The organism is Caballeronia sp. INML2 (genome assembly GCF_023631365.1).
Classification (GTDB): domain Bacteria; phylum Pseudomonadota; class Gammaproteobacteria; order Burkholderiales; family Burkholderiaceae; genus Caballeronia; species Caballeronia turbans.
On record NZ_JALQDH010000106.1, the window covers coordinates 1 to 22,902 of the forward strand.

The 22,902-nt window shown below is 60.6% G+C and carries 24 protein-coding genes; 6 read left to right on the plus strand and 18 right to left on the minus strand.

The genetic code is table 11. From position 1 onward, the window contains the following. The 5 genes from NCT32_RS32145 to NCT32_RS32165 form a co-directional block, all read right to left on the minus strand. A partial coding sequence (locus NCT32_RS32145) for a primase-helicase zinc-binding domain-containing protein (protein ID WP_311768212.1) occupies positions 1-648 on the minus strand: 648 nt, incomplete at its 3' end. A gap of 162 nt (positions 649-810) precedes the next feature. Continuing rightward, positions 811-1,353 (minus strand): single-stranded DNA-binding protein, encoded by a 543-nt coding sequence (locus NCT32_RS32150; protein ID WP_250491268.1) that lies wholly within the window; start codon positions 1,351-1,353, stop codon positions 811-813. An 11-nt stretch (positions 1,354-1,364) separates the two neighbouring features. Then, positions 1,365-2,147: a hypothetical protein gene (locus tag NCT32_RS32155; RefSeq protein WP_238218259.1), complete on the minus strand. Its 783-nt coding sequence runs from the start codon at positions 2,145-2,147 to the stop codon at positions 1,365-1,367. Between the two features lie 10 nt (positions 2,148-2,157). Next, on the minus strand, positions 2,158-2,592 hold the full coding sequence (locus NCT32_RS32160; protein ID WP_250491229.1) for a hypothetical protein: 435 nt from the start codon (positions 2,590-2,592) through the stop codon (positions 2,158-2,160). Positions 2,593-2,700: 108 nt separating this feature from the next. Then, positions 2,701-3,000, minus strand: coding sequence for a hypothetical protein (locus NCT32_RS32165; RefSeq protein ID WP_238218258.1), 300 nt, complete (start codon positions 2,998-3,000; stop codon positions 2,701-2,703). Positions 3,001-3,387: 387 nt separating this feature from the next. Between NCT32_RS32165 and NCT32_RS32170 the strand changes: the two genes are divergently transcribed. The 6 genes from NCT32_RS32170 (at position 3,388) to NCT32_RS32195 (ending at position 8,741) form a co-directional block, all read left to right on the plus strand. Next, the gene (locus NCT32_RS32170; RefSeq protein WP_250491230.1) at positions 3,388-4,104 is read left to right on the plus strand and encodes a nuclease-related domain-containing protein; all 717 of its coding nucleotides are present in this window, start codon (positions 3,388-3,390) and stop codon (positions 4,102-4,104) included. A gap of 362 nt (positions 4,105-4,466) precedes the next feature. Beyond that, positions 4,467-5,708 (plus strand): hypothetical protein, encoded by a 1,242-nt coding sequence (locus NCT32_RS32175; protein ID WP_250491231.1) that lies wholly within the window; start codon positions 4,467-4,469, stop codon positions 5,706-5,708. A gap of 67 nt (positions 5,709-5,775) precedes the next feature. Then, positions 5,776-6,966, plus strand: coding sequence for a FlhC family transcriptional regulator (locus NCT32_RS32180; RefSeq protein ID WP_250491232.1), 1,191 nt, complete (start codon positions 5,776-5,778; stop codon positions 6,964-6,966). Between the two features lie 21 nt (positions 6,967-6,987). Beyond that, positions 6,988-7,158, plus strand: a complete 171-nt coding sequence (locus NCT32_RS32185; protein WP_250491233.1) for a hypothetical protein — start codon at positions 6,988-6,990, stop codon at positions 7,156-7,158. 3 nt (positions 7,159-7,161) lie between these two features. After that, entirely contained in the window at positions 7,162-7,536 is a 375-nt protein-coding gene (locus NCT32_RS32190) for a hypothetical protein (protein ID WP_250491234.1), read from the plus strand. Positions 7,537-7,745: 209 nt separating this feature from the next. Beyond that, positions 7,746-8,741, plus strand: a complete 996-nt coding sequence (locus tag NCT32_RS32195) for a CAP domain-containing protein (protein ID WP_250491235.1) — start codon at positions 7,746-7,748, stop codon at positions 8,739-8,741. A 122-nt stretch (positions 8,742-8,863) separates the two neighbouring features. On the opposite strand, the gene NCT32_RS32200 is transcribed toward NCT32_RS32195, so the two are convergent. The 13 genes from NCT32_RS32200 to NCT32_RS37525 form a co-directional block, all read right to left on the minus strand. Further along, the gene (locus NCT32_RS32200) at positions 8,864-9,070 is read right to left on the minus strand and encodes a hypothetical protein (protein ID WP_250491236.1); all 207 of its coding nucleotides are present in this window, start codon (positions 9,068-9,070) and stop codon (positions 8,864-8,866) included. 400 nt (positions 9,071-9,470) lie between these two features. Then, positions 9,471-10,772 (minus strand): hypothetical protein, encoded by a 1,302-nt coding sequence (locus NCT32_RS32205; protein ID WP_250491237.1) that lies wholly within the window; start codon positions 10,770-10,772, stop codon positions 9,471-9,473. A 15-nt stretch (positions 10,773-10,787) separates the two neighbouring features. Continuing rightward, positions 10,788-11,402, minus strand: a complete 615-nt coding sequence (locus tag NCT32_RS32210) for a type 4 pilus major pilin (protein ID WP_250491238.1) — start codon at positions 11,400-11,402, stop codon at positions 10,788-10,790. Positions 11,403-11,413: 11 nt separating this feature from the next. Further along, positions 11,414-12,532 carry a type II secretion system protein gene (locus NCT32_RS32215; protein ID WP_250491239.1) on the minus strand — a complete coding sequence of 373 codons (1,119 nt, stop codon included), beginning with the start codon at positions 12,530-12,532 and terminating at the stop codon, positions 11,414-11,416. Positions 12,533-12,544: 12 nt separating this feature from the next. Continuing rightward, positions 12,545-14,983 (minus strand): ATPase, T2SS/T4P/T4SS family, encoded by a 2,439-nt coding sequence (locus NCT32_RS32220; protein WP_250491240.1) that lies wholly within the window; start codon positions 14,981-14,983, stop codon positions 12,545-12,547. Positions 14,984-14,986: 3 nt separating this feature from the next. Further along, positions 14,987-15,547 (minus strand): hypothetical protein, encoded by a 561-nt coding sequence (locus NCT32_RS32225; protein ID WP_250491241.1) that lies wholly within the window; start codon positions 15,545-15,547, stop codon positions 14,987-14,989. Positions 15,548-15,581: 34 nt separating this feature from the next. Continuing rightward, positions 15,582-16,868 (minus strand): hypothetical protein, encoded by a 1,287-nt coding sequence (locus NCT32_RS32230; RefSeq protein WP_250491242.1) that lies wholly within the window; start codon positions 16,866-16,868, stop codon positions 15,582-15,584. Between the two features lie 13 nt (positions 16,869-16,881). Beyond that, complete coding sequence (locus NCT32_RS32235) at positions 16,882-18,510, minus strand: type II secretory pathway protein (RefSeq protein WP_250491243.1); 1,629 nt, start codon at positions 18,508-18,510, stop codon at positions 16,882-16,884. A gap of 5 nt (positions 18,511-18,515) precedes the next feature. Further along, complete coding sequence (locus NCT32_RS32240) at positions 18,516-19,175, minus strand: toxin co-regulated pilus biosynthesis Q family protein (protein ID WP_409241557.1); 660 nt, start codon at positions 19,173-19,175, stop codon at positions 18,516-18,518. A 5-nt stretch (positions 19,176-19,180) separates the two neighbouring features. Continuing rightward, positions 19,181-19,603 (minus strand): lytic transglycosylase domain-containing protein, encoded by a 423-nt coding sequence (locus tag NCT32_RS32245; RefSeq protein WP_233391842.1) that lies wholly within the window; start codon positions 19,601-19,603, stop codon positions 19,181-19,183. Continuing rightward, entirely contained in the window at positions 19,600-20,862 is a 1,263-nt protein-coding gene (locus NCT32_RS32250; protein ID WP_250491244.1) for a hypothetical protein, read from the minus strand. The genes NCT32_RS32245 and NCT32_RS32250 overlap by 4 nt, the downstream gene beginning before the upstream one ends. After that, positions 20,859-21,659: a transglycosylase SLT domain-containing protein gene (locus tag NCT32_RS32255; RefSeq protein ID WP_250491245.1), complete on the minus strand. Its 801-nt coding sequence runs from the start codon at positions 21,657-21,659 to the stop codon at positions 20,859-20,861. Before NCT32_RS32255 ends, NCT32_RS32250 begins: the two co-directional genes overlap by 4 nt. Further along, a complete protein-coding gene (locus NCT32_RS37525) occupies positions 21,652-22,902 on the minus strand; it encodes a TrbI/VirB10 family protein (RefSeq protein WP_250491246.1) in 1,251 nt (416 codons plus the stop codon). Before NCT32_RS37525 ends, NCT32_RS32255 begins: the two co-directional genes overlap by 8 nt.

Consider the following 22,902-nt stretch of genomic DNA (forward strand, 5'->3'; position numbering starts at 1 on the left):
GCCGTCCGGCAACGTGAAGCGGGCAAGGATGCCCGGCCACTGACCGATGACCTTCTTCTCGTGCCGGTAATCGAGCATCGCCATGCGCAGCGCTGCGGACGGCGCCACTGTCAAACCCGGCACCCGTTGGCGCAGGTATCGCGGAACGAGGCCATCGGTCCCGACCAGCGTCGCGCGATCCCACATTGAATCGAGACGCTTGCGCGCCCACTCGGGGTCGACCTTTCGGCCAGGCGCCGGGGCCGCCGGTTGCGCTCGGTTTTGCCGTGCATCGGCCAGACTGCCGCCTTCAAGTTCGATCATGAGTTCGCGGAAAGTCATTCCGGCGGACTTGCAGATGAGCTCGAAGCCGTCGCCGGCTTTTCGGTCGCCGTCGTTGCACTTGCGGCAGACCCAGTCGCCCCGCCCGCGGTTGTTGTCGTAGGTGAAGCGGTCGTTTCCGCCGCAGATGGGACAGGGTGCGCCCTTCCCGGTCAATGAGCTTGCGGGCACTCCATACTTCTGGAGCAACGCAATCCACTGTTCCGGGGACAGCTTGATGTCCTTCACATTCATTGTCACTCCAGTTGTGGTGTGGTTGAGGTCGATGCCTGAACAGGCGGTGAAACCGTGCTCAAAAAAGCCGTCCGCCTCGCGCGAGGCGAGCACGGCGGGCGGCTTTTTTCAGCAGGGGAAGCGAAAGGTGGGTGTAGCGACGAATGAGGCCGTGTCGCGTAGGAAAGAGACGCTTCGCGGCTCCGCCGACCGTTTCCGGTTCGACGAAGCAACGAAGGTGAGAAGAAACAGGAGGTGAGGTGAGCCGTTACGGGATCAGATCGCGGCCCACTCGCGCCGCGTCAGGAATCCCCGGAACGGGATGTCATCGTCCATGTCTGCGAAGCCGCCGCCTCCACCGAACGACGTCGATTGCGGTTCGCGATTCGCCGGCGCAGGGTTGCTCCATCGCGGCTGCTGCGAACGTTCTTGACGTGCAGGGCGTTGGCTCTCGAAGCCGTCATTGGATGAACGATCGCCCGTAGAGCGGCCGCCGAGCATTTGCATCTGGTCTGCGACGATTTCCGTCGAGTACCGCTCCTGCCCGGCTTGGTCCGTGTACTTGCGCGTGCGGATTCTGCCTTCGATGTACACCGACGAGCCCTTCTTCAGATACTCGTTGACGATCTCAGCCAGCCGACCGAAGAACGACACTCGATGCCATTCGGTCTGCTCCTTCATTTCGCCCGAGGCCTTGTCTTTGTAGCGATCGGTTGTTGCGAGTCGAATATTCGCGACCGCATCGCCGCTCGGCAGGTAACGCGTCTCAGGGTCAGCCCCGAGGTTGCCGACGAGGATGACTTTGTTTACTGATGCCATAACTAACTCCTTTAAGATTTTTTGGAAATCGACCAAAGCCATTTGTCCCACAGCACTTGCTCGCCGCTGGCGTCTAGCTTAGGTCGCCCACGTCCATCGACTGCTGGCACTTTGGTTTTGCCGATCCGCTTGACTTCAACGCGGTCACCGATGCGACAGGCCGACTCTGCGATTGCGTCGCGGAGGCCCTCGCCTTGGAGAACGTGCGTCTCGCCGCGATGCTCGAGCGTCACGCAAAACGATTCATACGTCTTGCCAGGGCGCTTGCCATCGGGGAATCGCTTCTCCCCCCACTCTCGCAACACCCCGTACCTCGCGCGCTCGGTCCGCCGATGTGACGACTCAGCGGGTCGAGGGGGCGCTGTCACGACGGCGTCCGTAACTTCTGGCCGGGGTCGCGCGTCGCTGACATTGACTGGTCGAACGGGTTTGGCGTCGGGCGAAGGCGTGTCTTGCGCATGAGCGCCCTTGAGTGCAGCCGCAATGGCGTCGGTCAACGTGCCCTTGTACTCGTGCAGCACTTCCCAGTGCGGCGCGAGCGCCGGTATCAGCTTCATGCCGACAGCCGTTGGTCGCAGCTCGTAGTCGAACGCCGGACGAAACTGCACGACGACTCCACCTTCATCGCGGAACAACATCGGTTGTCCTGCGATGGCGATGTGCCGTTCGTTGGCACCGCCCTTACCGACCTCGATCGGGGATGAATGGCTTGTGGGATTGTCGCTGCGACGCTGCGGTTGCGGCGTCACTCCGAAAAGCGTCCCGATCAGCCGGCCGAATGTTGATGTGCTCATCGTCGGCCTCCTACACCAGCGTGCCGAAGCACTCGCGACGCACTTCTTCCATGTCGCGCTTGAGCAGCGGGTTGCTCAGGATGACGTCTTGCAAGAACTCGGGATCGACGCCGTTGATCTGGCAGACGAACCGATACGGCAGCGCCCCGCTCCAGAACTCCATAACCCAGCCGAGCGTTGCTCGGTAGTCTTCGACTTCCATCTTCTTTCTGTTTCTGAGTCGCTCGCTGAACAGTACAGCGCAGTCCATCAACGACTCGGGCATGTTGTCGCCGCGTCTGCTGTCAGTCGCAAGACTGATCAACGCGTCGACCATTTTGTCTTTTACCGCCTCGCTCCACAGATGCGGATCGGGCAGAGGATCGGGCTTGGCTCGGGCACGCGTGATCGGCGCTGGAGGAGCGTCGAACATGTCCAGTTGCCATGCTGCTACTTCTGCTTGCATGGGAATCTCCGAATAAACGGGAACCCATGCCCGCAACGGGATGGTGTCCCGTTGGGGTGAGGGGTCAAGACCGCCCGCGCGGGCAGTCTTGACATTCAGGCGTAGCGACTAGTCGTCGGTGCCTGTCTTAAGTGGAACGACCACTGCGGACTTGGCGTACTGACGTTTGATGGGCGTGACGTTGGCGTCGGCGGGAGCCGAAGCGACAACGGCGTGCGCGGGAGCCTTCGAATCCTCCGCTTTCTCTTCTTTCAGCGCCGCCTTGATGGATCTCTTGATCCAAACAGCGACGGTGGCAGAAACAAACAGAAAGGCGAAGAACGAGTGCGCAGCAAGCCACAACGCAAAGCAAACAGCGACCAACCAGCCGGGCGATTTCATCGCCTTCATGACCAACTGCTTCGGCATTTTTCTCTCCAGAAAAAGACGCACTAGGGGATGTCCAGCCAGTACAGCGCTGGATGGTTTTCGATGCTCGGGTGAGCAGGGAAAAACGGGCGCGCGGAGAGACGCTTTCGTCACGGCTCGATGAAGGCGTGGCGAAAGCAGCTCACTGCGGATGGAAGAAGAGATCGCAAGCGCGCGCACCCATGCTCCGCGGCGGCTTGGGTCGATGCGTCGGTGACGCGGGGATAACAGGCAATTTACGCGTGGGCCGCGAGCGCGTGCGCGCGAAAGCTCCCAATTTCACACCGCCTTTCGATTTTCGGCGCGGGACGTGGCAGCGCCGCGGTGCTCACTTGACTTCCATTTGTCCTTGGCATGCTAGTTACATGCTCAACAGGGAGGCAGCGAATGTTCTTCGAAATGCTTGTCGCAGTCGGCGGCTATCACGTATTCAAAGCCATCAAGCGGCGGAGCCGATCTGGTTCGCGCAGCGCCCATCGCGCAAAACGCTTGTCGGACGATATCGGTGCGGCCGGCGAGGCTCTGGCTCAAGCAAAGCTTCGAACGACCCTCAGGTGGCTGTGCGGCGATAGCTTCTACCTGCACGAAGGGACGTTGCTGATAGAACATGCTCCCGGGACTGCGTTCCCTACCGCAGAGATCGATCACCTCGCGATCACGCCGTTCGGCGTCTTCGTTTTCGAGACGAAGAATTGGTCCGGCCGCATCGCGCCGTCGAATTGCACCTCGATGCTGACACGCATTGCGCCCAACGGAAAGGCGGACGAGCGCCGCTCGCCTATCGAACAAAACCGCAGCAAGATCCGTTTCCTCCGAGAGCAGCTTCCTGCGATATGGCCGGTCGCTGGCGCGGGTCTCTTCGTGTCGCCAGAAGTCGTCCTCCATCCGGAACTATCGACCGATCTATTGGCACTGGACGACCTCCCCCACTGGTTGCGTTCGAAGCGTGCAGAGTACATCGGCAGGTCGGCGGTGGACGTTGCCAAGGCCCGCGAAGCGGTACTCATGTATGCGGACACCTCGACCGAAGGTTTCATGGCGCACAAGGTCCGCGCGACGCGCCGGCTACCGGTAATTCGGGAAAGTTTCAAGTTTTTCCGCTAGGTAATCGCTTCCACGTCAAAACTCAGGAATTGCTTAAGTGTTTCAGAAATGAACCGTTAAACGTTTGCAAAGATGGACAAAAACACTACCTTTCACTCCCGGAAGGCGAAAGACGGGGTAAAAACAGTGTCTTTAAATGTCAGTCGTGCTCGGGAGCGCCGTTACGATCGCTTACATGTGTGAGAAAGCACGTCCTCCGACGGCAAAGGTTGCACAGGATGAGAACTGCCGCTGTGGCGAGTAAGTGCGCTCACGCGCGGATGCGGCTGGTTGTGTACTGACACCATTTTCTTATCCGCGAGCGAAGTCCTCGCGGGGTTTGAACGCAGCGCGCGGGGGTGCTGCAAATCTGGAGAGAAGTTATGTCCTCAAGTAGTGACGATTCTAAGAAGAACCTGCAATTGCGAAAAACGGAACTTCACGATCCGTTGGACGACATTTTTGGCCCAGTTTCGGCCGGCGGTGTCGAACGCTCGAAGATCGAAACGGTTGCCCGGCAGCTTTTCGGAGACGGCCCCGAGTTCACCGATCTCATCGCTCAGCTCGTCGAGAACATGGTAACGATCGCGGAGGCGAGAGCGCGAGTTTCAACCGACCTTAAAACGATAGGCGGCCTGTTGATCAACTCCATGCACCTGATTAAAAACGCGCTGGTCACGACGTCAGGCAACAAGACAACTGCCCTGCGACGGGCTGCGACGTTGGGATATTCATTCTTCGACTTGGCTCTCGGCGTGAAGATGCCGGCGGCCCGCAAGTACATGCGTTGCTATGAGGCGTTCCTCGACAACACCGAGGCTATCCGGGTATTCAACGTCGGCGAACTGGACATCCTCGCTTCCGACCACGTGACCGACGAACAGGTTGCGGCCATTCTCGCGGCAAAGCAGGCCAACGAGCATATGACCCGCGAAGACATTCGCAAAATGCTGGCGACGCTGCAGAAGCAGGAAGAGGCACTGGCTGACCGAAAAGCAGAGCTAGACAACTACGAGGCGCTGCTCGAGGACAGCAAAACCGCTCAGCGGGTCGCGGAGGACGAAGCCAACCGGCTTCAGCAACAGCTCGACGCCACTGCGAAACTGATCGCCGAAAAAGAGGCCCAGCTACAGCGCATGGACAGCTATTACACCGGTCGGCAGGCGGGCCTAGCCAACCTTGAAAAGGACCTTGCGGACAAGGACAAGGAAATTGCAAGGCTGAACGAGGAAAGAAACGCGCTGCTCGACCGGAAGCCGGAAGTTCAGATCAAGGAAGTTGAGACGACCCCCGCTGGTTATAAAAGCATTTCCGAATCACTGGAAAAGCGCAACGCTGAACTCAAACAGCTAGAAGAGCAGCTGGTCGAGAGGCGCGCCGAGTTGGAACGACTTGAGGCCGACAGGAAGAAAGAGGCCGGCGCCATTGAGGCTGCTAACCGCGTTCAAGCAGCGATGCAAGAAGCGCTATCTGCATTTGAGCAATTCGCGGGCAAGCTCACGCTGGCTCAGGTGGCGGTTCAGGCTTCCGATGGACTTGGGCAGCACGAACCGTTGGTCCAAACGCTGGCCGCAATGATGCGCAAGCACCTCAGCGAGATTGAGACGGGTTTGCGAAAGCTGTAAGACGTACCTGCCATAACGATAAGGCGGACGCGATGGGGTCGCATCCGCCAGCAACAATATAAATAATATGTCGACCACCACGCTTGATGCCGTTGAGACCAACATTGCCCTTCGCCAGTATCTCGCTGAGAAGATACAAAGGACCAACTTCTCGCTGACCGCGGTTATCCATAAGGTACTCGCGCGGTACAGCGGCGCCGAAGCATTCTTTGGCGTCTCGTTCGACAACATGGAAACGTTCAAGGCGCACGCCGTACCGATGGCCAAGCTTATGAACATGCCGTTCCTGGCGCTGTCGCCGGCGCTGCAGGACCCTCGCGATTGGGCGACGTTTGTCGACGGGATCATGTTTTCGACTGCAGTGTCGAAGCTGTCCTCAGCGATGCCCTTCGTCGACGACGTGACGGCGCGCGATATTTTTCACTACAACTGCGCCTATGTCTCGCTGCTGAAAGACGTGCTGCACCAGAGCGTGCTCGCAGCGCCCCTCCTCGGTATCTCGTTCGAGTTAGCCGAGTACCTGATGGGCTTGCCGATTGGACGGCTGGAAGCAGCAATCGGTGGGATTCGCTTCCCACTGTATAGATGGCGGTTTGACGACGATCGCTTCTGGCGACAATACGGCGCAGATTCTCTTACCGAAGAGGCCGTCGCTCACTATGTCATGCGCACCTCGAACCTCAAGCCGAGCGGGCTACCTTTCAAGAATGTGTGGTCCGACCTGCGGCTCGACCGCGCTAGGCGTGAGATCTACGCAAGATTAATGATGACCCAGGGCTGTCGCGCTTCGACCGCCACAAACTTGTTTGGCGTGACCTCGGCCATCACTCGCAGCACGTATCGCGAGATCCACGGCGTCAGCTCGCCGTGCGGGAACAGTGCAAGCTCGTTGACGTGGTACGTCGAGCGTCCCGTGCACCGGCTCCAAGCAACCATGCTCGTATGGCTTTATCGGTGCGCGCTGAAGAACGGAGCGAACATTCCGGAAGCGCTGATTGCGTCCAACGACGTTCTCGACAAGATGTTTGGTAGTCGGCTCGCCGTTTCTGCTGACCGCGCGAACCATCTCACCCGCTCTATGGCTATCGATTCGAGGTTGAATGTTGCACCATGCAGAACTTGCGCGACGGAGTACATCTTGGCGAACGACGAAGGGAAGATCGAATTGGCGAAAGATTTCGTATGTCCCGGTTGCACTGGCGACCTGAAGCCGCGCCTGACAGAGCCTAAGCGCAAAGGCCGTAAGGCCAAAAAATAGCCATATATAAAGGAGTTGGTGATGCCCCATGAATTCAACGTCGAGGCTGGTCTAGTGGTCTTCTCTCGCGACGGCCGCCCTCAGTTCGGCTGGCTCGACTTGGTAACCGGCGAGTACTACGCGGAGTCCGACGGACGATGCATTCCCGACGCAATCGGTGCGGTCGAATTCCACTCTGACGTGGCGCACTGAGCCATGCAGGACTTCGCTTACCTCTTTCCGGACAGTGTAGCGGCGTGGCTCGAAGGTCGCGGCGACGCGCGATTCCACCGGTACGAGCAGCACTACCGAGCCGATCGGGCGACGGCACAACCGGACGAAGCGTTCGACCTTGAGCGAAGCAATGTTCGTTTCGCCCAGCAGTTCGGCTCAGGCCGGCGGCAGTTCGCGGCTGTGTCGAAAAGCAAAGCCTTCGGCGCGCTCGCGACTTTTCTCATTCTCCTTTGGGGCGGCACCGCCCTCCTCTCTTCAGTCGGCGCGAAACAGCCCGTCGCCGTTGCTGCGGTGCTCGGCGTCGTCTTCATCGCCTTGCGGGTGAAGCACTTCCGCGCCCGCGGCAAACACCAGTAGCAAACGGTTGCGACCAAACAACGGTGCCAAATTCCAACCCCTTACCGGGTATTACAATGCCTGCGCCGCCGTTTGGCCAACGGCAATTTGCCAACGAGGAAAGCGGTTTCGCGGCGGGCTTCCGAGTCGCCTTGACTTCGAACACCGCTCGATAAGATGAAAGTAAGCAGATCGCGGGGGCGACTGCAATAACTAGATCGGAAACACAAATGACGATTCAGAAAAACTTCAAACTCTCGATGGCCGCGATCGCTGCATCGCTTTTGGTCGCTGCTTGCGGCGGTGGCGGTGGCGGCGGCAGCGATGCATCGCCCGCGGCCCCGGCAAGCGGTGCCAGCACGCCCGCGACTCCGACCAATCCGGCGAACTTGACGACGCCTCAGTACCCTGCTGACAGCTTCCATCTGGCCGCCTTCAACCTGCTCAACCAACAGCGCCAGCAATGCGGCTTCCCGGCCCTGCAGGAGAACACGGCGCTCGATCAGGCGACGGCGGCACACGCTCAGTACCTTGCATTAAACAGTGTGGTTACCGATACCGAGGTGTCGGGCAATCCCGGCTTCACGGGCGCTACTTTCGTTGATCGCGCAGCCCATTTTGGATATACGCAGAACAACGGTTCCATCGGCGTGTCGGGTGGCATTTATACGAACGCCACGTTGACGGAAACGCAATACGGTCAGGAAGCCGTCTATGAGTTCGAGTCGGGCGTGTATCACATCAGCATCGCGGCCTCGCCTACGAACACGATCGGTATCGGTAAGGTCGCAACGACGTACAACGGTTTCCCGCAAGAGCAGTTTTCGATGCAACTGACGAACTTTCAGCAAGTAACGACAAACGCTCCGTTGACGTTCCCGTGCCAAGGGACTACCGGCGTTGCGTACGACTCTTTCGGGGAAATGCCGACGCCCCCTGCCACGTCGGGCCATTGGGGTACACCAGTCGCTGTCGCGGGCAACCCGACTGACACAATCGTGATGCAGACCGGCACGATGACCGATTCGTCGTCGCACGTGATCGCATTGCAGGTTCTCGATTCGGCCAAAGACCCAAACAAGCTCCTGCTGCCATGGCAAGGCGTTGCGTACCCGACCACTCCATTGTCTCCTAACTCTCAATATACGGTCTCGCTCACGGGCACGATTAACGGCGTCGCGTTCTCCCGTACCTTCAGTTTCACGACCGGTAACGTGATCGGCTAACAAAGGTCGGCGCTTAGAAAAACAAAGCCGCTAGTCGATCTGGCGGCTTTTTTATCGGTTGCAAGACTGAAATTAGATGCCCCTGAGCAGCGCGCGGCGGCATTTTCTTGCGAACAGTTGCCTCAGCCGCCCGAGCCCGCTGTGTCGCCATAACCCTGCACATCGTAGCCGTTCACTTCGCCGGTACTATCGCTCGCCCTGCACATCGCATACTGGTACGTGTTTGGAGATGTGTTGTAGGTGTTGGTAATGAAGGTTGTGTTTGTACCGTCGTCAAGAATCGAGTTCTGCACGCCCCATCCAGGCCAGAATCCGAGTTGCTGAGTCACGTAGGCTCGGCAGGCTGGCTCGGGATTCCCTGTCGGTTGCTGCGAATTCGGTTTGCACTGCTGTCCCACCCAGGCGGAGCCGTTCCACGATGGAGCAGCTACTTGTGTGTATCCGTTCGGACAGCTCGGCGGCGGCGGTACATTACAGGAGTAGTTCCAAGCTGTTCCTGTCCAAACTGGCCCACTAGCAAAGCCGTACGCGCAATTAGGTTGTGGCGTGGCGCATTGATATCGCACACCGAGCTTCTGCCACGAATACCCCGGATCGCAACCGGGCGCACGCGGAACGCCGATGGGATTCTGAACCCATTCCGCGTTGGAGGTGACTGGAGCCGTCAGCACCCCGCTAAGAGTCGCCATCAGCCCAAACGAGATTGCCGTCCCGATTCGCTTCATGATCTTATTGGTTTGAATAGTTACAGCCAACGTCGATTTGCGCTTGCAGGCCGAGTTGATCTTGCACAAGCGTGTTTGCGCCGTCAGCGAGCACGTCGTAGATCTGCAGCACCCATTGCGAGCCGTTCCAACCCATCGCGTAACGCGCGCCGGAGATCGGCGGATTGTGATTGGAATAGTCGGTCGTCAGCGATTGCGGAGTGATGCGATACCAGGCCGTCCCGCCGGGGCCGCATGAAGGCGGTGTAACGCCCCATCCGTTGTACCAACCGCTGTATTGGGCATCTGCCGACTGATTGCTCACTAGAGTGCTCGCACCCACCCAGTTGCCCCACTTATTGCACACGTACATGAGGTTGTTGCGGATCGTCACTCCGTTCCAGCTGCACTTGCTGGCGGTGTAGTTGATGTTCGCAACATTGCCGTTGATAGTGTTGCCAGAGACCGTCCCTGACGAACTAACGTCCCCGACGTTCAGCCCGGCCGGCCCCGTCCCCTGATAGTTCTGCACATAGAGGTTGCCCTTGGTACGCACGGCAGCGTTCACGCTGTCACCGTAGTACATCGCACCGTTGTCGATCTGCAGGCTATTGCCCGCCTGCAACTTCAAGACCTTGTTCACGCCCAGCGTGACATTGCCGACGTTTTGCATGTCCTGATTGTTGGCGTTCATCGTGCCTGTCAGCGGCAGTGCGCCATCACGGCGGTAATACGGCGAATTGCCGTCCGCACCAAAGCCGTTGATCGCCAATACCATTCCAGCCTTGCTGCCGACTGGATTAGGCATCGTCCAGCCGCCATGAATGCCGGTCACCGTCGCCGGCGCTCGGTTTGTCGAATAGCCGAACTCCGCTCCCCCGGCCGCAGCGACCACACCGGCGCCGGCGATGTCGGGCGTTTTGTCCGTCATGCTGATAAGCGGCAGGCTTGGATAGATTTGCGAGGCGATATGGCAATTGCCGGCTGCGGTCGAACAGTTGTCGGGCACAACGGACAAAGCGATTTGGTAAGTGCCGCCCCAGAACGGCCCGTTCTTAAACGCGACCTTGTTATTCGACTGCGCGCTCAGTTGCGCCAGCGTCGGCGCAGCAATCGGCGTAGACGTCGTCTGCGAAAAGCCCGCGGGAATAAGCGACGCGTAGTTGTTGGTGATGTAGCTACCGAGCGCCGAGTTGATCGACGCAATGTTCTGCCCTTCGATCTGGAGCAGATTTTGTCGCTTGGCAGCGATGTCTTCTCTGATTCCCTGTACCGTCAGCAAGGCCGCGCCGACCAGGACGATCAACATCTCGAGAATGCTTCCCATGTCGGCGGTCCGCGATCAGGTACGGGTGGTCCACAGTCCCATCGACGCCATCGCGCCGTTCGACGCGCATGCAGTGGCGACCGTCTGCGGGTTGAACGTGACCGTCGGCGAAAAAATGGTTGTGCCGTTGACAGTCACCTGCGTATAGACGGTGATCAGCGCAGCGGCACTCAGGGAGCAAACCGTCGATGTGACCGGATACGTCAGAATCAAAGAATCATTCGAGGTAACGAGCGTGCCGACGGCAGCCGTCACCGTGCCGTTGAACATGCCCTTGACCGCTGACTTGTCCGATGCGACGCGCGATCCCGCGGAATCAAAGGCGTGATTCTGCGCCAGCACCGTAAGCGTTTCAGAGGAGAAATCGGCGTCGTTCTGCGTCGCGTTCAGGATCCCGGTGTGGAACATCTGGGCTTCGCTTTTGAACTGAGACGAATGAATCAGATCGAGCACGTACTTGCCGCCCGCATAGACAGCCAGCGCGAGTAGCGCAGCGCCAGCCATCACCGCGCCTGCCTCGATCATCGAGAGCTCGCCCGACTGCTTCTTGGCACGGGCAATTTTAAGAATGCGCGCCCGGCGTTCTTTAATCGGGTCGACTTGAATTGCTTGCGTGTTTTCGTTGGTCACTTTGCTTTTCCTTAGTAGCTAGAAGCGGCGGGATTACCCGATGTGAGGTTGACGGCACCCGTCACGACGTATGAGCCAATGCCGAGGGTCAGAAACAGTGCGGCGGCAAAGCCGAGCAGGATGAAGTGCGTCGTTCGAGCGTTGCGCTTAACTGCTTCAACGACGCGATCGAGCGACTCGCGGCCTAGACTCTTGATAGCGGCTTCGAACTGATCGCGGCCCGCAGCGTCTGTGATCGTGTCGACGATCGTGACCGAAAAGATGCCGGTGTCGAGCGCGCGCATCGGCTCATCGGATCGGGCCGTCAAGCGTCGATCCATGATCTTCAAATGCCAGCGCAGCCACGGATCGGCCGTCTTGAGAAGCCGGTCGAGCGCCGCGCGCAGCGTGAGATTGGAGTCGAACAGGCCTGCGAGCGAGACGATGAGCAGCGCCGCGCGGAGATCGCGGCGATTGCGCCAAAGTAGCGGCATGCGGTCGAACTTGTCGCGCAGCGGACCCGCCCAGCGCTTCAGGCTCGAAAAATAAGCGAGCACAAGGCCGATCATCGCCGTGAGCGTGAGCCACCAGTACTCGTAGCAGAACGTGTCGACGTGATAGAGGAACCGGCCAAGATCGGGCCATTGCTCGAGCGGCCGGACGTCAAGCACCTGCGGGAAAATGACACCGCCAAACAGCATGCAGTACGCGTACATGTAGACCAGCAGCAACGCCGGGTATGCCATCTGCACCGAGGTGGTCGACGACAGCACGCGCTTTGCCTTCGCTGCCATTTCCGCGAGCTCGAAGCCCCGAACGACCGCATCTTGGCGCGAAGACTCGTCCGCGATGTCCAGCAGCGCGTACTCGTCCCCAGGGACGTATGGCTTGATTGCAAGCGCGAAGCTTTCCCCGCGCTGCATGGTCTCGCGGATGCGCGCGAACACACGCCACTCGAGCTTGCCTCGTGAACGGCTGCGCTTCTCGTACGTTTCAAGCCGGTCGAACAGCGTCTCGGTGTTGCGCAGTCCCTTCGCTGCGATATCAAGACGCGTCTCGCGGTAGAAGTCCTCGCGGACTTTCTGAAACCGCCAGCGCGCGACGACCAACTGCTGCCGCACGGGCAGCATCTTTGCGAACGTGGTGATCATGGAGGACCAGGTTTAGACCATCAAGCCATCGACGCCGGGCATCACGCGGTACTGCGCGAAGGACTGCATCGAGCGATTGATGAATTGTGGGTCAATCAAACCGCGCGAAGCCTTGAAAAGAGCATGTTCATATAGCGTCTTTCCAGTCATATCAGCGTTATCGAACCCGGTACGACGCTCGCCGCGCCAAACTACGCGCGCACCGGCCCAGTCGCGCTCGGCAACGCGCTCCAAAAATTCCGGGGTCGGGCGATACAACTCGGCAGCTAGCGACGGGCGCTTCGTGCCGCCTGCCACCTTGCCGTTGCGCGTGAAAAGCCCTTTAAGCCGGCAGTGTTCGCAGCCGTCGTAGTTGCGGCACGCCATCCGCGAGGTGTTGAGGCCGAACTTCGTGCGCAGCAGTTCGAGGTCAGCTTTGGGCATGACGTCCTCCGCCGGCAGCTTGCAGTGCTCGCAAAGCGTCGGGATCAGCTTCTGATTGCCGACTGCATTGATGAATCCCTCGGAAGCCAGCTCGTCGATCGGCAGTTGCAGCCGCCCGCCCGCCATACGCATCACGGCAGCGATGATGTCGCCCGCGTGCAATGAAAAGCGTACCGGGTGGCCGGTCAGCGCAAGTTCCGCGACCAATCCCATCACGACGCGGTCACGGACTTCCCCGATCGTCAGATCGTCTGGGTCCTGCCGCATCAGCGTTCGGATGACTTCCGCGTACTTTCGGTTCGCTTCATCGTCAGTCTCATCCGGGCGGCGGATGATCGAGTAGTCCGACAGCCACGGCATCGGATACTCGGACGGCTCGTTCACTGCGAACTGCTTCTTGAGTTCCCGATCTGGCAGCATGTATGAGAGCGCGCGCAGCGTTGTCGTCTTGCCGGAACCGGTCTCGCCGGTGAGCGCTGTGATGCCGCCGCTCACATAGTTGAGCGTTTCGATCAGCTCAAGCTGGCTCTTCTCCAGGCCCATGTCTTTGGGCAGCAGCACCGAATAGTTCTTGAAGTTGCCGTCGAGCAGACGCAGCGTGACGTCATAGCCGCCAACGAGCGGGGATGACTGCCAGCGCAGGTTGACCGTGTCCGTCTTGACCACGAGTGGGATCATTGCGGATTGGGGCGCGCTCGGCTGAAAGCTGTTGCCCGAGTTCGTGTTGCGCTGAACCAGATCGCTGTACGCCGCGAACAAGGCGCGACGCACGATGGCCTTCGGCATCCGACTGAAGGTGTACATGTCGCCGTTGACGCGAAACCGAACTTCTACCTCGTTGTGGAATTCCCGTGGCTCGAAATGGATGTCGCTTGCGCCGTATGCGTGTGCTGCCTCAACGATGTCCCGGAAATTGCCGATCGCGCGGCTCGCTTCGCGAACTGTGGAGTTCGCGGACGCCGCGGCCTTACCCGAGTAGATTGCGGCGATTACGGCATCGGTCGCGATCATCTCCTCGCGCACGAGTATGTCGTTAGCGCCCAGATCCTTAATGAAAGTTGCGTACTGTGCCTTCTCTGCAAATCGTGCGGTGGCCACTGTGATCGCCACACCCGGCTGCAGTTCAACGGCGACGAACTCTTTGCGGGCGGCTGCGGGAATGCGCAGCGCGGCGTCGTCATCCGCCACGGTCAGAATGCGCTTGAAGTCAGGAAGTGAATCGGGCGACACGAGTTCCGGCCGCCCGGAAGACAATCCACCGCCTTCGGGCTGATCTTCGTCTTCCGCTGGCTGTTCCTGCTCTACCTTCGTGGGCGCAGACATCGCCTTTTTCTCGGCCGAGGCGATGGGCCGCTGAGGCGCGACATCCGCTTGCTTCTCGAACGCAAGCGGGCTCGCATTTGCACCAGACGTGCCGTGCGTGTCGGAGGGCGCATCGTTTGCGGCGACAGCATCGTGCGCAAGGCTTGCCGACGGCGCGGCCATCGGCTGCGGCTCAGGCTGCACTTTGTAGCTCGGTCGGGCAGTGGCCGCCACCGATTCGACTGGCGAGGCTGCACCATTGACTTGCACGCCGTGCTCCCTGGCCGCCATCGCCGCAGACATACTAGCGAAGGTGGGTCGTTCGAAGCTAGGCGGGACAAACGGGCGAAACGCCACGTAATCGTCGGCCGCATGCACCGGAGTTTCGGATCTCTCAGGCCCCGCCTGCGCCGGCGAGTGCCAATCATCGCCAACCTCTGTGCTCTCGACGTCCTCAATGTCGCCCCCCGACAGCGCGCGACCGAGAAACTTGACTTGGGGATTCACCGCGCGCGTGCTCACCGGCGACGCTTGCTCGGTTGCCGTTTCGTCGGCCAATATTTCCCGCCGTTTGCGTTTTCCCGCAACCGGCTCACCGGCCGCGAACTTCGGTTCCGCACCCGTGCCGGGCTCAATGAAGCTCGAGCGCGGTGCGCGAAACCGCTTCAGGAAGCCACCACGCGGAGCATCTGGTGTGCCCTGCTCTTCTTGTGCGAAAAGACCCATTTCTTATTTCCCAAACGGTACGAAGGTGGAAGCCGTCGACGCGATGCCGCCCGGAGGAAGCGGCGATGACAGATCAGTGATCGCCCTGACGGCTGCCGAGTCCGGAATCGCGACGGGCGCGTCGGAGGGCGCAGCGATGGTCTCTGTCCAGTGGCGCTTGCCGTCGACAAGATTGACGGTGAAGCCGTCGATGGAGGCGACGGTCCAACCGTTGAGCAAGCGGCTGCCGCTGCGCGCGGTATAAGTCGTGCCTTGATAGTCATACAGCACGTAGGAGCCCGACATGTCGGAGTACGCGCCAACGAAGGTTGCTGGAATGACGCGCTTTACCGGGACACTGGGCTTGTGCTCAAACTTGGGCGCGGCTGGTGCGGCCGCCGTCACCGCCGCAGGCGTCGCGCCGAGCGGCGAAGCAAGGCCAACGCCGTTGCCCGGTGCTGCTGCCACGCCTTGGCCACTTTGCGGGCCCCGCATCGAGTCGACGAGCTTTGCGCGCGCGAGCTTGTCAATGTCGTCTAGCGTGAGATGACTTTCCTGCGAAACCGCCGCGCCGGCGACGAACATAAGCGCACCGAAGCAGGCGGCCCGTGCTGGCCACTTAGTTGAGAACATAGTATTTACCCTTCGCAGTGAAATGCACCCCGGTACCGTCGTCTTTCAGCTCAACGTCGAGGGTGTCCAGTGCCATGTTGTCGGGCAGGCGCGCGAGCAGCGCGCTTTGCCACTTGTATCCGTCGATCTGCCACGTGCCGCGCTGCACGAGCGGCCCCTGCACTTCGCCAGCCGTCGGTTGTCGCGCAATGAGACGCTCGGCGGGCTTGATATCAACGACGTAGCCGTGGCTATCGAGCGTGTCCGGCTTGGTGGAAAGCTTCTGCGGATCAGTCTGCAAGGTCTTGATGAGAGCCTGCTGAGTCGGCCACGTCGCTTGTTGGGCGAGCGCGACCCGTTCAGCGACGGTTACTTCAGGACCCCGCGCGGTCAGATGCCAACCGTCCGGGTTAAAGACGACCGGTCGCAACGACTCCGGCACGCGTGCGTCGAATTCCTTGAACGTGCCGCCCTGCCGCTTGTAGGTTGCGATGCAGGGGCCCGAGATCGTGCAGGACGCTTTCTGAAACTGCCATCCCGCAACGTTGGTTTCTTGCGCGCCAAAGCTAGCGAGCAGCTTTGGTGCAAGCTGATTGGCAAGTGGAGCAGGCGCGGCCAGCGTGCGCATGACAGCCGACTGGTATTCCTGCATGAACGTCGGCGGGGGTGCCGGCGGCGGAGGCGGCGGGTTGAGCATCTCAATCAACTGCTTGCCGCCGAAGAACACGGCAGCGAGGATGACGAGCAACGGCACCGTCGTGGGCACCGCCACCGGGACCTTCTTGATTAGCCCGACCTTGGGCGCAACGAGCAGCTCGCGAAGGTCGAACGATTCTTCGACCGCGTGCAGTTGCGCGCCGTAACCCAGGGTCGCCAGTTCAAGCCCGGCTTTTGCGCACCCATCCTCGATCTCGTCTCGCTTGTCGGCAAGCGCATTAAGTGCTACCTCCTGATCGAGCGAGACAGCGCCGCGCTGCACGAGCACCAAATGCACGCGCTCATCGTTCTGGATGAGAACGAGTACCGCCGGGCGCCGTCGGACGCGCTCCAGCGACGCAATACGAGCAGCGGCGGAGTACAGCTTGCCGCCCTTGCGCTGCGAAGGCTCCAGTTCGCAGAACCCGACGATGGTCTCGTCATTCGCCTTGTATTCGGTGTAGTGCGTCGCACCGGACTCCTCGACGTAGTGTCGGCGTTCGGCGCGGGCACCCTTAGCGGAGTAGGCGCGCCAGTCCAGCCCGAAGACGAGCTTGGCGCCTTTTTCTCCCGGTATGGATTCGAAGTGCAAAGGCATTTTTACCCCGCGCTCACATCGACGGGACGACGGTTGCCGTCAGCATGATCACTTGGAACGTACGACCCTTATTCCACGCGCCCGAAAGACCACCGATGCCGTTGTTGCTGCTGCCGTCATAGCGATTGCCCACTGCGCCGTACAGCACAACCGTCTGTCCATCCGACAGTGCAATGGTCTGGTCGTCCTTGTTGCCGATGATGTCGGGCAACTGGATCTGCTGCAGCGTGTCGCCCGAACCGGTGCTGATGGTTGTGAACGGACCATTCAGCTTCGAGCTATCGCTCCAGTACGACAGGATGATCTGGTTGTGGTCATTGACCGACGGCAGGATGTTCACGAAGTCACCGACCGTCACCGACCCAGGTTGCAGACCCGGCACGCCAGCAGTACCGCCCGAGATGGAACCGAGGCTAGGCGTTGTTGCAGCGAGGTAGCCCTTTGTCTCGAAGGATCCGATCGAAACCGGCAAGCCATTGAGCGTCATCTTCGTTTGGGTGTTGTCCTGAACCGTTTTGCCGAAGACGTTGAGGCCGCTGATGACTGCGTTGGTGCCTTCCATGGGCGAACCCGGCTTCAAGACGGACAAGCCCACGGTGCCGCCAATTGCAGTTGCCAACGACGCGGGCGAAGCAACCGAGATTGAGTAGCGCTTCAGGCCGTCCGAGATGCGGTTGAAGACGATGTCGGCGCTCACGCCGGCTTGCGACGAATTGCTCAGATCGACCTGCAGGGTACGGACTCGCAGAGCGACTTGACGGGTCGAGATCGCGTTCTCGCGCGCGAGCAACGCGCCCATGCGATCGACGGCTTCCTTGGTGTCGTGAACCATCACCAGGCGGCTTTGTGGATTGACCACGACTTCGCCGAGCGGCGATTTCAGCTTTTCCAGCTCCGACTGGATGATCGCAATCTGGTCAAACGTGCCGTCGCGTCCGGTCGACGTGATCGACGAGAAAGACCCGGTATTGCCCGACGTGCCGCCCGTGGTGCCACCGGATGCCTGGTTGCCGGTCGACGTATCCGTCCCTTTCGACATGGTGGACTTGATGGACACCTTGCCCGGGATCGCCGCGATCGTGAACGTCTTGGTGACGAACCGGCTGATGGAAATAGTGCTGCCATCGAACGTCCAGTCGAGGCCAAGGTTTTCCGTCACGCCACGCAGATATGCGCCTACCTTGCAGTTACACGCCTGCGCGTACACCGGCTCAACGTTGGACTTTGCCATCACTTGCGGCTGCATCGGGGCGCTCTGCCCGTTCCCGCCGTTGGTCTTCGGAATCAGCGCGTCGCGCGGAATGAACACATCCGGGCTCAGATGCACCGGATAACCGGTAGCCGTCGAAACGAGCGTGGCGATCTTGGACAGCGGCAGGTTGCCAGGAAAGACGACCGACTTTTCGCGGAAGATCGCGGGAAGTGTCGCTTCATAGGCGACCGGCACCAATCGGTCGCCGAGGAACGCGGTCGGCACTTCCTCAACGAGCGACATCGACTCTGGGCCATTTCCCATCGCGCGCGTGGCTTCAGCATTGGTCGCGTCATACGCATGGTTCACGTCCGATTGCGAGACAGCGCAGCCGGTCAGCGATGCAGCCACGAGAATGGCAACGGCAGATTTGATTTTCGTGAGACGCATGGCGGTTACTCTTGGCAGTTGGCTGCGCGTGCGACGACGCGGATAACGTTATTGGTGTGCTTGCAGACGCGCGTGGGCGTGCGCATGTGATTGGTCGCCTGCATCACTTGCGTGAGTACCGACTTGAAGTCCCCGGTGAACGTCGCGTTGAACTCGAGCGGCAGGTCGTCATCGATCTTCCAAGCGAGCTGCCAGCCCTGCTGCTGCAGCCAGCGATCGAGCGCGTTGCGCATGTTGATGTCCTGCGGCGTGATGGAAAAGGTCAAAAGTCCACCGGGAGCCGTTGCACCGCCTTGGGACGGCACAACGACCGGAGCGACGTCCAACGAGCCAACAGGTGACGGCGCGGCAGCACCCGGAAGCGCCGAAGGCGCAGCGCCACCGATCGCTGCCTTGAGCGCGGCAGGAGAAGCGGGAGCAGCGGGAACAACAGGGACCGCAGCCGCAACGTGCGCAGAAGGCGCCACCATCGCGAGCTGTGCGACCGGCGCCTTTGCGATCGGCGCGGACAGCAGTTGCCAACCGTCACCGGGCGGCGGCGCAAGGCGAGACTGATCAGGTTCCGCTGCGGCAAGACCCGATACGGTCGTCAGTGCAAGACACGCGAACAAGTGGGCCACCATGCGCGCGGTGCGATGCGTTTGAAGAGAAAAAGTAGGCGTCATGTTGGTCAGTTCGCGCGTTGCAGGCGGCGGTAAATGTTGTTGGCGTAGATGAGCTGCTTGTTCGAGGAAACGGCGTTGTAGGCACCGACCGCTTTCCATGTCGGACCGAACTGCTTGATGTTGGAAGCCAGGATCCATGTCCCGACGTAGGCGTTCACGCAGGCGTCGAACAGGTGTTGCCGAGTAATGCCGAAGCGGCCCAGTTTTGGTAACCATGACGAGTTGATCTGCATCAGGCCTATGTCCTCGCTCCCATCGGTATTGCGGTTCGTCACATACGGGCGCATTCCGGACTCTTGCTGTGCGATCGCACGCACCACTTGAACGCTCACGCGGTGATAGCGCGCGGCATCGTCAAGACAATCGGCATGCGCGTGGAACGAGACGGCTGCAAGGAGCAGCGTCGACACGCGAAGCAGTCGGCTCATGACGCGGGCCGATCGAAGAACCGCACATCATGTTTGCGCAGCACGTTGACGACGTTGCCGTCGGCGTTGACGATGAACTGGTCGGCGGTGCCGTTGAATTTGTAAAAGCGGCCCTTCTGCTCGCCCGAGCCCATGTGCGCCACGTCGGCGACCGTCACCTTGCCGACGGTGTCAGCGAACTTGAAGAACGTCGAACCGTTTTCATCAAACACGCTTTGCAGAGCGGCCTTGTTTGCCGTGTCGAACTCATAGACGGTTCCGGCGACACGGGCGACTTCGACCTTGTTGGTGCCGTTGGAGATCGTGAAACGCTCAGCGCGGTTGAACGTCACCACGTCGGTCGCGTCATCCCACTTCGGACGCAGCGACTTGCCGTCTTGTCCGGTCACCTTCAGCTCAGTAGCGGGCTTGGCGGAAAACTTGATTTGAATGTGGCTGTCGTCACCGTCCCGGATCGCCAGCGCGCCGAGCTTCGCTGCCAGGATGGACCCCGATGCGGCGGGCGCGTCCGCGTCGGCTTTTTTCGCGATATCTGTGATCGGGTCCGCACCGGCAGTCACGCTCGACGACGCGGCAACAGGACTTGCCGCGACCTGCGACACCGGCGCGACGTAGTTGACGGCCACCGACTGCGGAGCCGAGCGGCGAAGTGTTACATGGTGAGAGTTGAAATCGACGTCCGCGTACAGGTCAGAATTGGCCACCAGCCGATCGAGCGACTGCATCCAGTTTTCGCCATCACGCGTTCCGAAGCTCGTCGAGGTCGTCAGATCGATGTCTTTCTGTGCCGATCCGGTCCAACCTTGCGGCACCAGCGCTTTGACCAGTTGCGCGAGCGGCAGCGTGGCGTTCAAAGGCCGGGTGCTTTCGAGGCTGCTGCGCGGTCCGATCAGCGCAAGGCGGCCCGAGAATCCGGAAAAACCTGAAGGCGTGTCGCTGCGCGCCTTGTCGCCAATGAAGCGATTTGCCTTTTTCCAATAAGCAGTGGCGCTCGAGCCGCCCGCCGAGTAGCGGATCACCTCGGGCGTGCCCGGCACAACGATGTACGGTCCTTGGCTATGTCCACCGTCGACGCGCAGGGACTGCCCGGCACGCGGCTGGAAGTAGGTGTCGCTGCCATCGTTGAAGACGAGCGCCGGCCGCTCAAGCACGTTGCCCGCGATCTCATAGTCAAAGTCGAGCGGGTCCGTGCCAGCGGCCGCTGCATTGAGCGTGACTGCGGCGAGCGCGATAGTAAGAAGAGAGAGCGTGTGCTTCATAGACCGCGTTCGATTTGGGAAAGGTGCTTCACGAAGCGCGCGAGGTATTCGCGGCCCGGGGCGGGATTGGCGCTGTGGTAATACGCGACGGCCTTCACCGCGGAGTGCGTGAGGCGGTAGTTCTCGTTGAGGATGTCTTCGGCGACGCGGATGTTTGTCGCCGGTGCGAGCGCATCCCAAGCACTCGTGAAGCGCTTACTGTGGTATCCCCAGTTCACTTGCATCAGGCCAATGTCGAAGTCCGAACGGCCGTTGCCGATGAGGTATCGAATGGCTCGGTACGCGTCCTCGCGCGTGCGGAAGAAAAAGCCCCGGCCGGCGACGTTCAGTGTCCACGGCCATGCGCGACCGTTGTAGGCCGACTCATTCAGCGCGATACCCGCGAGAATCTTCGGATCGACTGACGCATGCATGACGTCGAATGGCGCTTGCGCGGACGCGCAGGCCCAGCCACCTCGCCGCTCTGCGATGCTCCCTTGTGCGTCATCGGTAAGCTTCGCGGGGCGCAGCCACCCGGCTTTCACGAAAAGGCTTTCGAGGCTGACCGGCGACCCATCGATGCTCACGGCGACGCCGCCAGCAGCAGCTTCGACTGTTTGGCCTTCGAAACGGTTAGCCCATGCGAGGAACGGCTTCAGCCCGCAGGTGTAGACCGGCTCGCCCGGCAGTTCGACGATTGCGCGCTTTACGCCGTCGTCGAGCACAATCCGCGTCGGGCTGATGATCGAATCGATGATTGCAGCATGGGCGCCGAACGCCATGACAGACAGGCATGCCGCCGCGAGAGCCTTACTCATGGTACGGCTCCATCACGATGTCTTGGGTGACCTGCACCAGAAACTTCTGGCCGGGTTCCACCGTGATCGTCGGCGGGATATTCTGGTTGCGCTGCATGACGGTCTGGGCCGTCGCTGCCGCGACCTGCCCTGCCGTGTCGCCATACGTAGTGACGCCGTTCGGCGTCGCGGTCGTCGCCGTCTGCGAACTGCTGTCGAAGGCCTTCAGCAAAATCGCAGTAATGAAGCCCGCGCCGAAGATTTTCAGGAAGTGGTTGTTCACGTCGCCCGAAAACCCGGCGTAGCCGTTCTGGTCCGCACCCTGCATGCCGTTGAGCGGCACGCTCTTGCCGTTGGGCAGACGCAGACTCGTCGAAGCGACCAGCAAGCGCTCTTGGCCAACTTTGACGTCCGCGCTGTACATGCCATTGATGAACGCGCCCTTCGGGATCATCAAGCAGTCGCCGCCCAAGCTGTCGTACACATCCTCATCGACCATCAACGCCACGCGACCCGGCTTGTCCGAGTTCAGCCCCTCCACCGTCTTGACGTGGATGACGTGCGGCGGCGTCAACGTGCAACCCGTCGACCGGCCATTGAAGGTTGTCCGTTCGATGCCGCCGCGCGAACCCGCATCGCGCAGGAAGGCGCGGTCGCGATCTTCCGGTGCTTGGCCCTGCTTCGCCAAGGCAATCGCCATCGCATCGGGGGTGTTGGCTCCCGCAGCGTTACGGGCAGCTCGTACCTCGTCCAACGAAGGGACGCCAGCGGGCAGTACGCCGGTCGCCGAGTTCGCCGAACGCGACGCGCCTGCCTGCTTGAAAATCGAGGACGTATAGATCGCGTCTTGCGCCGCTTGCCGGGAAAGCTCGCGCGTGTCCGTGCTCGAGCCTTTGACTTCCTCCTGGAAGTCCGCGCCGGTTAGCATCGGCTTGACGGCGGGCTTCGGAGCCGCTGCTTCAGACGCTGCACGCGCAGCAGCCTCCGACGCCGCTGCGTCGCGCTGCTGACGGATCATCTGGTCGATGTCGTTGTGGTTCGCGGCAGTCGGCGCTTCCGTACTCGACTTCAGCGCGGTCGCCTTCTTAATGCGGGCGTCTTCATCGGCCTTGTTCGTCGCCTGTAGCTGATAGTAAAAGCCGAGGCCACCGATGACGACAGCAGCCAGAATGCCGATGCTCATGATCGCATTACGGGGCGTCTTGCCTTTGACGAGTGCTTCTTGCTCCGCGCTGGGCGTAGCCGAGTCCGGTTTCTTCGCCAC

What these genes read in the sequence shown, in the direction of transcription:
- NCT32_RS32150 (WP_250491268.1), bottom strand. Translation starts at nt 1,353, where the DNA reads ATGGCATCAGTAAACAAAGTCATCCTCGTCGGCAACCTCGGGGCTGAC.
- NCT32_RS32155 (WP_238218259.1), bottom strand. Translation starts at nt 2,147, where the DNA reads ATGAGCACATCAACATTCGGCCGGCTGATCGGGACGCTTTTCGGAGTG.
- NCT32_RS32160 (WP_250491229.1), bottom strand. Translation starts at nt 2,592, where the DNA reads ATGCAAGCAGAAGTAGCAGCATGGCAACTGGACATGTTCGACGCTCCT.
- NCT32_RS32165 (WP_238218258.1), bottom strand. Translation starts at nt 3,000, where the DNA reads ATGCCGAAGCAGTTGGTCATGAAGGCGATGAAATCGCCCGGCTGGTTG.
- NCT32_RS32170 (WP_250491230.1), top strand. Translation starts at nt 3,388, where the DNA reads ATGTTCTTCGAAATGCTTGTCGCAGTCGGCGGCTATCACGTATTCAAA.
- NCT32_RS32175 (WP_250491231.1), top strand. Translation starts at nt 4,467, where the DNA reads ATGTCCTCAAGTAGTGACGATTCTAAGAAGAACCTGCAATTGCGAAAA.
- NCT32_RS32180 (WP_250491232.1), top strand. Translation starts at nt 5,776, where the DNA reads ATGTCGACCACCACGCTTGATGCCGTTGAGACCAACATTGCCCTTCGC.
- NCT32_RS32185 (WP_250491233.1), top strand. Translation starts at nt 6,988, where the DNA reads ATGCCCCATGAATTCAACGTCGAGGCTGGTCTAGTGGTCTTCTCTCGC.
- NCT32_RS32190 (WP_250491234.1), top strand. Translation starts at nt 7,162, where the DNA reads ATGCAGGACTTCGCTTACCTCTTTCCGGACAGTGTAGCGGCGTGGCTC.
- NCT32_RS32195 (WP_250491235.1), top strand. Translation starts at nt 7,746, where the DNA reads ATGACGATTCAGAAAAACTTCAAACTCTCGATGGCCGCGATCGCTGCA.
- NCT32_RS32205 (WP_250491237.1), bottom strand. Translation starts at nt 10,772, where the DNA reads ATGGGAAGCATTCTCGAGATGTTGATCGTCCTGGTCGGCGCGGCCTTG.
- NCT32_RS32215 (WP_250491239.1), bottom strand. Translation starts at nt 12,532, where the DNA reads ATGATCACCACGTTCGCAAAGATGCTGCCCGTGCGGCAGCAGTTGGTC.
- NCT32_RS32220 (WP_250491240.1), bottom strand. Translation starts at nt 14,983, where the DNA reads ATGGGTCTTTTCGCACAAGAAGAGCAGGGCACACCAGATGCTCCGCGT.
- NCT32_RS32225 (WP_250491241.1), bottom strand. Translation starts at nt 15,547, where the DNA reads ATGTTCGTCGCCGGCGCGGCGGTTTCGCAGGAAAGTCATCTCACGCTA.
- NCT32_RS32230 (WP_250491242.1), bottom strand. Translation starts at nt 16,868, where the DNA reads ATGCCTTTGCACTTCGAATCCATACCGGGAGAAAAAGGCGCCAAGCTC.
- NCT32_RS32235 (WP_250491243.1), bottom strand. Translation starts at nt 18,510, where the DNA reads ATGCGTCTCACGAAAATCAAATCTGCCGTTGCCATTCTCGTGGCTGCA.
- NCT32_RS32240 (WP_409241557.1), bottom strand. Translation starts at nt 19,175, where the DNA reads ATGACGCCTACTTTTTCTCTTCAAACGCATCGCACCGCGCGCATGGTG.
- NCT32_RS32245 (WP_233391842.1), bottom strand. Translation starts at nt 19,603, where the DNA reads ATGAGCCGACTGCTTCGCGTGTCGACGCTGCTCCTTGCAGCCGTCTCG.
- NCT32_RS32250 (WP_250491244.1), bottom strand. Translation starts at nt 20,862, where the DNA reads ATGAAGCACACGCTCTCTCTTCTTACTATCGCGCTCGCCGCAGTCACG.
- NCT32_RS32255 (WP_250491245.1), bottom strand. Translation starts at nt 21,659, where the DNA reads ATGAGTAAGGCTCTCGCGGCGGCATGCCTGTCTGTCATGGCGTTCGGC.